The following is an 8,339-nucleotide window of genomic DNA, read 5'->3' on the forward strand; positions in this document are numbered from 1 at the left end:
TTGACGCCGGTGGACCGGCTTATGCTGTGGGAAATTGTCCGGGCGCGGCTGCCGCTGCGGGCGCCGCGCCCGATCCGCCTTGCGACCCGAAGGCGACGGATTGGGAATGGGTCGAGGGGACGGGCGAAACGGGCGCAACCGCCCCCTCTATGCCGCCGGCTATGGGTCGGTTGGCGGCAATAAGGATGCCGGCTTCGCGGTCGATCTCGTCGGCCCAGCGTTCGGCCTGGTCGAAATCGACGCAGCAGATATCGGCCAGCGTGCCGAGCATCGCCCGGCCCACATTGATGTAGCGGACCTCGAACTGGCGCCGCGTAATCTCCATGTCGATGAAACTCATAGCGCACCTCGCACGGTTGATTTGCCGGTCGCGACGATCGTCACCACGCGCCGCTCGGTCGGGCTGGGCTCTTCGACGCGGATCTTGCCCTCGCGCACCAGGCGCCGGACCCGATAGGACGCGGCAACCGCATCCTTCAGGCCCAGAGCGCGCGCCAGTTCGGTATTGGTCGGGCAGGTCTGCCCCCGATTGGCGGCCCGGCTCAGCAGCCGCAGCACGGCGCCACCGACGCGCTTGGCGTGGTCGCTGCTCTGCCGGAACTGGCCGGGATTGACGCGAGCGCGCGCGCGCAGCTGCGACGGACGCGGCGCCTCCAGGCGCTGGGCAATGAAGCGAAAGCCCGCGCCTGCCCGCTTGGTGGTCGGCACCACCAGCCCCTGCGCACTGAGGTCGCGCACCACCGATCGCAGCGCCTCGCTCGGCCGATCGCCGGTGAAATAGGCGACATCCTCGCCCGGCCGTGCCCGCTGCGCCCAGCTGATCAGCTGCTCGGGTTTCAAAGCCTGCATCATGCCCCCTCTTCCACGGCGCGCAGCTGGGCCAGCAGCTGGACGGCGAGCGCCACCAGCTGCTCGGCATCGTCGATCAGCGCATGTTGGCGCACGTCGCGGGCACAGACCTTCTGGTCATCCGCCAGCGCCGCGCAGATCTTCGCGGTAATCTCGGCCGCCTCGCTCGACATCGCGCCGATCTGGGTCAGCCAGTTGCCGGCATCCGTCTCGATCTCGGGCAGGCGGAACAGTTCGAAGCCCTGCATGCGGGCAAGGGCGCGGGTGATATGGGGCCAGCCCGGCTGCCCGGTCGCCATCTTCTCCAGTTCTGGCACCAGGCGCAGCGGGATGAACTCGGCCGCCTCGACATTGCCCCACCCGTTGATGGTGGGCTGCCCCCGGCCCAGCATGTGACTGACATAGACCTGCTTGCCCGCGGCATGCACGGCATCACCGGTCGCCTCGCTGATCGCGATGTCGGTCGGCTTCAGATCATCCGCCCCCCGCGCCATATCAGCGGTCACCTCCGGGGGCGCGACGACGGCTATTCAGAACCGGACTATCGGACGCGCCCCCTTCGGTTATCGTGCGGCCTCCACGACTCACACGAAAGCTGACCTGCATGAGCAACACGACGACCGAAGCCACCGCCGCCTTTGCCTTCATGACGGCGATTTTGAAGGAACTCGATGCCCGCCACGCTGGCTTCGCCGATGCAGTGTTTGAACGGGTCGAGGCAGACATAATCTTGCATGAAGCAATTCCGGCATATGCCGACCATTTGGCAGAGGGCTTGTCCTGGGCACGCGCAGAAGTCACCAAGGCTCGCGCCACTGGCTGACCCTCGCCGTCCCCATCCAGACGCAGCCCCAACCAGACCGCGCCGCCGGCGAACCGCTTTTTATAGCCGGCGGCGGACATCGCCCGATCGAAGCCACGCATCGACCAGACCGCCTGCCCGCTATATCCGCACCATAGCACGAAGCGCTGGTACAGATCGGGAGTGGCGACCTGATAGCAATCGCCCCGGACTGTGAAATCGGACAGAAACTGTGCCAGTGGGTCGACGCGCTGCATCGGATTGCTATCCACATCCATGCCGAACCGGCTCAGCCAACGGCGCACATTGCCGAGATCGTCCATCATGCGGCCTCCCCGATAATTTTCGTTTCGCTATCGGGTGACGTTGCATGCTGCGGTGCGGTAGCCACATCCGCATGAACAACGTGCTCGACAAAATCATCGACGGTCAGAGCAAAGCCGCGAGCCGACGCGGCCGCGATAATCTTTTGCCAGTAACGCGGGGGGATGCTGCCACGATAGCGCCACTGACTGACCGTGACCGCCCGCTCCGCGATGTCACGGGCCATCGCAGCAGCATTTCCAGACCACGGACGATAGATCGCATCGAATGATGTTTGCTCAACCATTCCACAATAATACGGAATGTATTTTTTCCGTCAATACCACACGTATGATTTCATGCGCTACGCATGATTTCATGAGCTCACGTAAGGAAATTGCCGCAAGCCGGTTGCGCCAAGCACGGTCTGAAGCTGGTTATGACAGCGCCCGCGCTGCTGCGGAGGCGTTCGGCTTCACCACGTCCACCCTCACCAGCCACGAGAACGGCACGCGAGAATTCGATGTGGAGACGGCCATCCGCTATGGGAAAGCCTTCAAGGTCAATCCCGGCTCGCTGCTTGCCCTTGATCATGTGGAACCCATGACTATGCGCAACGTCCTAAGCACCACGACAATTCCATATCTAGGCAAGGTCGCAGCAGGACTGTGGCTTGACTCGACGTTCGGCGAAGCCCAACCACCTGAATATGTGACAATTGATCGGTTTGCAGGCGACGTGGACGGAGAATTATTTGCGGTGACCCCTGAGGGGCCAAGCATGAACCTGACAATACCGGCCCATTCGACGCTAATCTGTCGCCGGGTCGCCTATGGCTTGGATGGTGCAGTACCCGGCGATCTGGTCGTGGTTGAACGCATAAACCATGACCTGCGCGAAATGACATGCAAGCGCCTCGCTATGGATGGCGATGAATACATCCTACTGAGCGAGTCAGATCGCCCGGAATTCAAGGAACCCATTCGCTTGGGCAGGCCTGACGAAACACTCCACATTGATGATGAAATTACGGTCATAGGCGTCGTCCTGCGGGCCATCCAGGATCTCCGCCGCCGCAATTAATTCGCTGCGTATTGACTTGTTCAATACAAAACGTATTTTACCTCTCGTCCATCACGACGGGAGGTTCCCCATGCTTCAGGCTCACGCCCAATTCCCCTTCCCCGGCAGCACGGCCCTGTTCGACGGCCTGCGCTGGCGCATCCACCAGCTGTTCGGCGATACCGCGCTGATCACTCGCGAGGGCACGGCGGCCAGCCTGAGCCGCCGCGCGCCCGTCGCCGATCTGGTCGATCCGGTCGAGGCTGATCAAAACGCCCTGATGGCGCTGCAGGACGTCAGCGCTGCCACCAAGCGCATCGCTCTGTTCACCGCCGGCCACCTGCGCACGGTCAACGACGTCGCCCTCTATCAGCTGGGCCGGGATCTGACCGAAGCCGCCCGCCTGGGCCGCATCCCCCAGTACCAGGATAACAGCCACCTTGCCCGCGTGATGCGGTCGCTGGGCTGGCGCAAGGATGGCTATGTTGGCGAGAGCCACGAACGCAGTCCCCGCTATGTCCGCGTCGCCACGCCGTCGCGCGCCGGCTGACATGCTCGCCGGCCCCGACCTTCCCCCGCACCCGATGGCACTAGCCGCCATCAGCCTGACCGGCGCCCTGATCGTGCTGGGCACCTTCAAGGCGATGGGCTGGCTGCTCACCTTCCTGACGAGGTTCTTCGCATGATCGATGCCACTATCACCCGCGACATCGGCGGCCCTATGACCGTCAGCCTTATTGACGGGCCTTGGCTGGTCGCACTCGCGGCCGACGCCAAAATGCTGCCGATCATCGACGCTGACCGCATTGAATTCGGCCGTGCCTTGATCCTTCAGGGCTATGACGCCTCCCGCGCCCTGCGCATGATCCAAGACGAGATCGAGGACAATGACGGCGCGTTGCAGATGCTTGCCCGGCATCGCGTCGCGATCGGCCAGCTTGCTGCTCGCTATCGAGCAGCGCTGGAGGCGATCGACAAGGCCATCATGGACGGACATGTCTGCGACGATGTCGCATGGTTCGACAAGTTCACGACGCTGCACGACTTTATCGATGAAACAATCCGCCCGTGTCAGCCGGCGGCGATCGGCGACCTATTCCCGAATGCTCACACGTCCGGAAATTGGCGAGCTATCGAAACGGCGCCGAAGGATGGGACGACGATCGATGTCTGGCGCGATGGCACCCGCGACACGGTCTATTGGGGCCTCCCGCCTCATGAATGCGGCGAGATGGGTCAGTATTGCGATAGCGACTGGCACCTCAACCAATCGCCGGGTTGGATTTGCTCGACCTTCGGCGAGTTCATCGGCGGCAAGCATGATCCTTTCACCCATTGGATGCCGCTACCTGGCGCACCGGAAGGTGGCCAATGAGCATGGAATATATCCAGCGCTATTACAGCGTCCCTGCCCGCGTTGGCGGCCGCATCCGCTACACCGGCGGCCGCCACGCGATGCTCGGCACGATCACCGAAAGCCAGGGCCAATACATCATGGTCCAGCTCGATGGTCAGCAGCATTCGATGCCCTATCATCCGACGTGGGAAATCGAATATCTGGACGGGCAGAAAACCAATGCCTGACTTCTCGGCCGCCCAGCTGCATCAGGCGGCGCGTGACGAACGCGCCCGCCGGCAGGCTGCATGGGCGGCCGCCGGTCAAACATTTTCCGATCGCGCGCTTCAGGATGATGCATTGTGGTCGAACATCGAGCAGATGGCCGGCCGCTTCGCGGGCGATCCCATCGCGATGAAGCGCTGGCCCTGGTACTGGACACCGATCGAGCGCGAGGCGATGATCGACAGCACGCTGAAAACCGCGATCAAGGCCGAAACGCGCCTGGACGCGAGCAAGCCCGCCGATCGCGCCAAGATCGATGCGCTCTGGCACCTGTTCCGCTGGCTACGCAACCCCGGCGCCTATCGGCCGCCCCAATCAGCGGAAAGGCAGGCAGCATGAACGCGCCCTTCCGCCGGCCGCCATCGGCCGAATTGCTTGACTTCGTGCGCGCCTTGGCGCGTGCTGATGAGGCGCGCGACTTTGCCCGGCGCGCCCGCGCCACAGGAACCAGCGCCCATGCGGACGATCATCTACGCTCGATACAGCAGCGACCTTCAGAATAGCCGGTCGATCGCCGACCAGATCGCGCTGTGCCGCGATCGCGCCGCCCAGGAAGGCTGGCAGATCATTGACACCTTCACGGACGAAGCGATCAGCGGCGCCGCCGGCATCGGCGAAGACCAGCGCCCCGGCCTCAACGCGCTGCTCGCTCGGGTCGAGCGCGGCGGTGTCGACCAGGTCATCGCCGAATCGACCAGCCGCATAGCCCGGCATCAGGGTGACGGCTTCGCGATCCGCGAACGCCTCTCCTATTTCGGCGTGCGCCTGTTCACCCTGTCCCAAGGCGAGATCGACGAGATCAAGGGATGGGTGCAGGGCTTCCTCGATTCGCAGGCGCGCAAGGATATCGCCTTCAACGTGAAGCGCGGCCAGCGCGGCACCGTGCGCGCCGGCCGATCGCCCGCCGGCCTAGCCTATGGCTATCGCAAGGCCAACCGCCTGGACGAGCGCGGCGAGCTGGTGCGCGGCCTGCGCGCGATCGACGAGGACCAGGCCGAGATCGTACGCAGGATCTTCGCCGAATATGCCAACCACCGCAGCGCCCGCCAGATCGCCGGCGGCCTCAACGAAGACGGCATACCCGGCCCCACTGGCGGCACGTGGCGCGCATCGACCATCTTGGGTGATCGTCAGCGCAAGAACGGCATGCTCCAGAACCGGATCTATATCGGCAAGATCGTGCATGAGCGGACCAGCAAGGTCGCAGATCCGCGCACTCGCAAAGAACGCATCAGGCCCAACCCGGAAGCCGAATGGGTAGAGGCCGACGCGCCGGATCTGCGCATCATCGACGATGCGACCTGGCAGACGGTGCAGCAGGTGCGCAACGCATACAGCACCGATCGCCCCGAGCTGATGCGACGCCCCAAGCGCCTCCTATCCGGCATCGGCCGCTGTGGCGTCTGCGGTGGGGGCTGGATCGTCATTGGCCGCGACCAGTGGGCCTGCGGCAAGCACCGCGACGGCCGCGCCTGCACCAACAACCGGACGGTCAAGACGCACGTCTATGAGCAGAAGGTGCTGGACGGCCTGCGCGACGACATGCTGCATCCCGACGCTGTGTCGGCCTATGTCCGCGAATTTCATGAGAGCCGCCGCCAGCGATCGCAAGAGGTGGCGCAGCAGCGCGCGAAGCTGGAGCGCCGCCACCGCGAGGCAGCGGCCAAGGTGGAGCGGCTGATCAAGGCGATTGCCGACGGCGGCGACGAATTTGTCGAGATCCGCGCCATCCTGACTAAGGCCCGCGCCGATCGCGACGCGATCGCGCAGCAGATGGCCGACCTGGAGGCTTTCCCGGTCATCACCCTCCACCCCGGCATCGCGCAAGAATATCGCAAGCAGGTCGCGGACCTGACGGAGGCCTTGGCCGGTCATGGCGAGGCCCAGGCCGAAGCCATCCCGAAGCTGCGCGCCCTGATCGGCACCGTCACGGTCTACCCGGCCGAGGGCCGACGCGGTGTCGAAGTGGAAGCTACGGGACAGATCGCCAACATGCTCGCCCTGGCCACCGGCCAACAGCTGCATGCGTCGATGTATGTTGACGGTGGAGCGGGTAGCGGGGATCGAACCCGCATCACAAGCTTGGAAGTTTCATGCTGGACTTCCAAGCGGCAGCCTTCATGATCGCAACGCCATATTTTCCGTATTTTTCATAGCTCCATCGTACTACAAAACACCCAACAACGCGAAGCATCGTGATTGTTGCGTGATTGCTGGAGTATTTGTCCGATGGCAACTGGCCTCATCACCAAACAGCGCGTCGATGCGCTAACCCCCGGCCCCAAGGACGATTTCCTATGGGACACAGGCGTCAAAGGTTTCGGGCTGAAAATCACGCCCAAGGGAACGCGCACCTATATTTACCAGTACCGAATGGGTGGACGCGGCTCCAAGGTCAGGCGCTACACGATCGGCCTGCATGGAGCTTGGACGCCCGACGCGGCACGCAAGGAAGCCCGCAAGGTGGCGCAGATGGTCGATCAGGGCATCGATCCCGCAACGGAGAAGCAGAAGAAACAACATGACGATGCGACGTTAGCGTTTTCTGCTTATGCGGAACGATTCATCGATGAATATCTCCGTTCAGAGTGGAAGGGCGGCTTCGATCTTGCCGAAGGCCTGCTGAAGCGCTTTGCGATCCCCACGTTCAGGCAACGCCCCATCTCCTCGATCACCAGAGCAGATATTTCCTCCCTGATGGATAAACTGGCGGACCGCCCCGCTTCTCGCCGCAATATGTTCACGGTCGTCCGCAAACTGTTTCGCTGGGCGGTTAATCGTGGCGACTTGGACCTATCCCCCATTCAGGACATGGAGCCACCGCCTGCACCCGCATCACGCGACCGGACGCTCTCAGACGATGAGTTAGGGCGGGTGTGGCTTGCTGCTGAGGCACAGGGCTATCCCTTCGGCGATTTTGTAAAATTTCTCATTCTCACCGGCCAGCGACGGGAAGAGGTTTCGCAAATGCAATGGTCAGAGGTCGACCAGCGCAATGGATCTTGGACGATACCGAGCCATCGCTCGAAAAATGGCTTGGCCCATGACGTCCCACTGCCAGAAGCTGCAGTGAAAATTCTGGAGGGAATCGCGGCACAGACCAAAAATATAAAGCCCGGAAACTGGCCCAAGCGTGGCTTTGTGTTCACCTCGACCGGCAAGAAAGGGATTACGGGCTATTCAGTCGCGAAGCGCGATCTGGATGAGCAAATCTCGGACGCAAAATCGGAGGGAAACACCAAACAATCAGAGCCTCTCGCACCATGGCGATTCCACGACCTACGCCGTACTTTGGCGACAGGGATGCAACGGCTGGATGTGCGGTTTGAAGTCACCGAAGCGATCCTCAACCATCGCTCCGGTGTGACCAACGGGATCGCAGCCGTTTATCAGCGACATAATTGGGCGTTGGAAAAGCGCGTGGCATTGGATCGCTGGTCTGCGCACATCAATAAAGTACTGAAAGATTTTGAAACACAGGCGTGATCGAGCGCCTTTACATTCCTATTTTCAGTCAAAGCAGGCCTGAAACAGCGCAGTTTGAAACCGTGAAAATCGGCCGAATTTGGTCACGTCCGTCAATGTGGTGTAATTTCGGTGCTGGCCATCGGGCTGCATTTTCAGGCGGCCTTGGGTGTAATCTGTAGCGGCTGAACCTCCTCGGTTATGGGTGTGGCAAGGGCGGCCATGCCCTCGATCTGC

13 protein-coding genes are annotated in these 8,339 nt (G+C 62.4%); 7 read left to right on the forward strand and 6 right to left on the reverse strand.

The window, feature by feature from the left end; translation table 11 throughout:
- Nucleotides 1-19: 19 nt before the first annotated feature.
- From AC13EK_RS07445 to AC13EK_RS07465, 5 genes are read right to left on the reverse strand one after another with little or no spacing between them, the layout of a single operon-like run.
- Nucleotides 20-340, reverse strand: a complete 321-nt coding sequence (locus AC13EK_RS07445) for a hypothetical protein (protein WP_483022137.1) — start codon at nucleotides 338-340, stop codon at nucleotides 20-22.
- Nucleotides 337-852, reverse strand: a complete 516-nt coding sequence (locus tag AC13EK_RS07450) for a LexA family protein (RefSeq protein ID WP_483022138.1) — start codon at nucleotides 850-852, stop codon at nucleotides 337-339. The genes AC13EK_RS07445 and AC13EK_RS07450 overlap by 4 nt, the downstream gene beginning before the upstream one ends.
- Complete coding sequence (locus AC13EK_RS07455) at nucleotides 849-1,343, reverse strand: hypothetical protein (protein ID WP_122129846.1); 495 nt, start codon at nucleotides 1,341-1,343, stop codon at nucleotides 849-851. Before AC13EK_RS07455 ends, AC13EK_RS07450 begins: the two co-directional genes overlap by 4 nt.
- A 1-nt stretch (nucleotide 1,344) precedes the next feature.
- Nucleotides 1,345-1,977: a hypothetical protein gene (locus tag AC13EK_RS07460; RefSeq protein ID WP_483022139.1), complete on the reverse strand. Its 633-nt coding sequence runs from the start codon at nucleotides 1,975-1,977 to the stop codon at nucleotides 1,345-1,347.
- Nucleotides 1,974-2,261, reverse strand: a complete 288-nt coding sequence (locus AC13EK_RS07465; RefSeq protein ID WP_483022140.1) for a carph-isopro domain-containing protein — start codon at nucleotides 2,259-2,261, stop codon at nucleotides 1,974-1,976. Before AC13EK_RS07465 ends, AC13EK_RS07460 begins: the two co-directional genes overlap by 4 nt.
- 71 nt (nucleotides 2,262-2,332) lie before the next feature.
- On the opposite strand from AC13EK_RS07465, the gene AC13EK_RS07470 reads away from it, so the two are divergent.
- The 7 genes from AC13EK_RS07470 to AC13EK_RS07500 all read left to right on the forward strand — a co-directional run bounded on the left by AC13EK_RS07470 (nucleotide 2,333) and on the right by AC13EK_RS07500 (nucleotide 8,123).
- A complete protein-coding gene (locus AC13EK_RS07470) occupies nucleotides 2,333-3,037 on the forward strand; it encodes a LexA family protein (RefSeq protein ID WP_483022141.1) in 705 nt (234 codons plus the stop codon).
- 70 nt (nucleotides 3,038-3,107) lie between these two features.
- Entirely contained in the window at nucleotides 3,108-3,566 is a 459-nt protein-coding gene (locus tag AC13EK_RS07475) for a hypothetical protein (RefSeq protein ID WP_483022142.1), read from the forward strand.
- 132 nt (nucleotides 3,567-3,698) lie between these two features.
- The gene (locus AC13EK_RS07480; RefSeq protein ID WP_483022143.1) at nucleotides 3,699-4,391 is read left to right on the forward strand and encodes a DUF551 domain-containing protein; all 693 of its coding nucleotides are present in this window, start codon (nucleotides 3,699-3,701) and stop codon (nucleotides 4,389-4,391) included.
- Complete coding sequence (locus AC13EK_RS07485) at nucleotides 4,388-4,600, forward strand: hypothetical protein (RefSeq protein WP_483022144.1); 213 nt, start codon at nucleotides 4,388-4,390, stop codon at nucleotides 4,598-4,600. Before AC13EK_RS07480 ends, AC13EK_RS07485 begins: the two co-directional genes overlap by 4 nt.
- On the forward strand, nucleotides 4,593-4,976 hold the full coding sequence (locus tag AC13EK_RS07490; RefSeq protein WP_483022145.1) for a hypothetical protein: 384 nt from the start codon (nucleotides 4,593-4,595) through the stop codon (nucleotides 4,974-4,976). Before AC13EK_RS07485 ends, AC13EK_RS07490 begins: the two co-directional genes overlap by 8 nt.
- 117 nt (nucleotides 4,977-5,093) lie before the next feature.
- A complete protein-coding gene (locus tag AC13EK_RS07495; RefSeq protein WP_483022146.1) occupies nucleotides 5,094-6,761 on the forward strand; it encodes a recombinase family protein in 1,668 nt (555 codons plus the stop codon).
- Between the two features lie 105 nt (nucleotides 6,762-6,866).
- On the forward strand, nucleotides 6,867-8,123 hold the full coding sequence (locus AC13EK_RS07500; RefSeq protein ID WP_483022147.1) for a tyrosine-type recombinase/integrase: 1,257 nt from the start codon (nucleotides 6,867-6,869) through the stop codon (nucleotides 8,121-8,123).
- 24 nt (nucleotides 8,124-8,147) lie between these two features.
- On the opposite strand, the gene AC13EK_RS07505 is transcribed toward AC13EK_RS07500, so the two are convergent.
- The coding region (locus AC13EK_RS07505) for a hypothetical protein (protein WP_483022148.1) at nucleotides 8,148-8,339 on the reverse strand (192 nt) is incomplete at its 5' end.

The organism is Sphingobium sp. L-44 (assembly GCF_056859495.1).

Coding starts and splice junctions, on each gene's coding strand:
- AC13EK_RS07445 (WP_483022137.1), bottom strand. CDS start 340: ATGAGTTTCATCGACATGGAGATTACGCGGCGCCAGTTCGAGGTCCGC.
- AC13EK_RS07450 (WP_483022138.1), bottom strand. CDS start 852: ATGATGCAGGCTTTGAAACCCGAGCAGCTGATCAGCTGGGCGCAGCGG.
- AC13EK_RS07455 (WP_122129846.1), bottom strand. CDS start 1,343: ATGGCGCGGGGGGCGGATGATCTGAAGCCGACCGACATCGCGATCAGC.
- AC13EK_RS07460 (WP_483022139.1), bottom strand. CDS start 1,977: ATGATGGACGATCTCGGCAATGTGCGCCGTTGGCTGAGCCGGTTCGGC.
- AC13EK_RS07465 (WP_483022140.1), bottom strand. CDS start 2,261: ATGGTTGAGCAAACATCATTCGATGCGATCTATCGTCCGTGGTCTGGA.
- AC13EK_RS07470 (WP_483022141.1), top strand. CDS start 2,333: ATGAGCTCACGTAAGGAAATTGCCGCAAGCCGGTTGCGCCAAGCACGG.
- AC13EK_RS07475 (WP_483022142.1), top strand. CDS start 3,108: ATGCTTCAGGCTCACGCCCAATTCCCCTTCCCCGGCAGCACGGCCCTG.
- AC13EK_RS07480 (WP_483022143.1), top strand. CDS start 3,699: ATGATCGATGCCACTATCACCCGCGACATCGGCGGCCCTATGACCGTC.
- AC13EK_RS07485 (WP_483022144.1), top strand. CDS start 4,388: ATGAGCATGGAATATATCCAGCGCTATTACAGCGTCCCTGCCCGCGTT.
- AC13EK_RS07490 (WP_483022145.1), top strand. CDS start 4,593: ATGCCTGACTTCTCGGCCGCCCAGCTGCATCAGGCGGCGCGTGACGAA.
- AC13EK_RS07495 (WP_483022146.1), top strand. CDS start 5,094: ATGCGGACGATCATCTACGCTCGATACAGCAGCGACCTTCAGAATAGC.
- AC13EK_RS07500 (WP_483022147.1), top strand. CDS start 6,867: ATGGCAACTGGCCTCATCACCAAACAGCGCGTCGATGCGCTAACCCCC.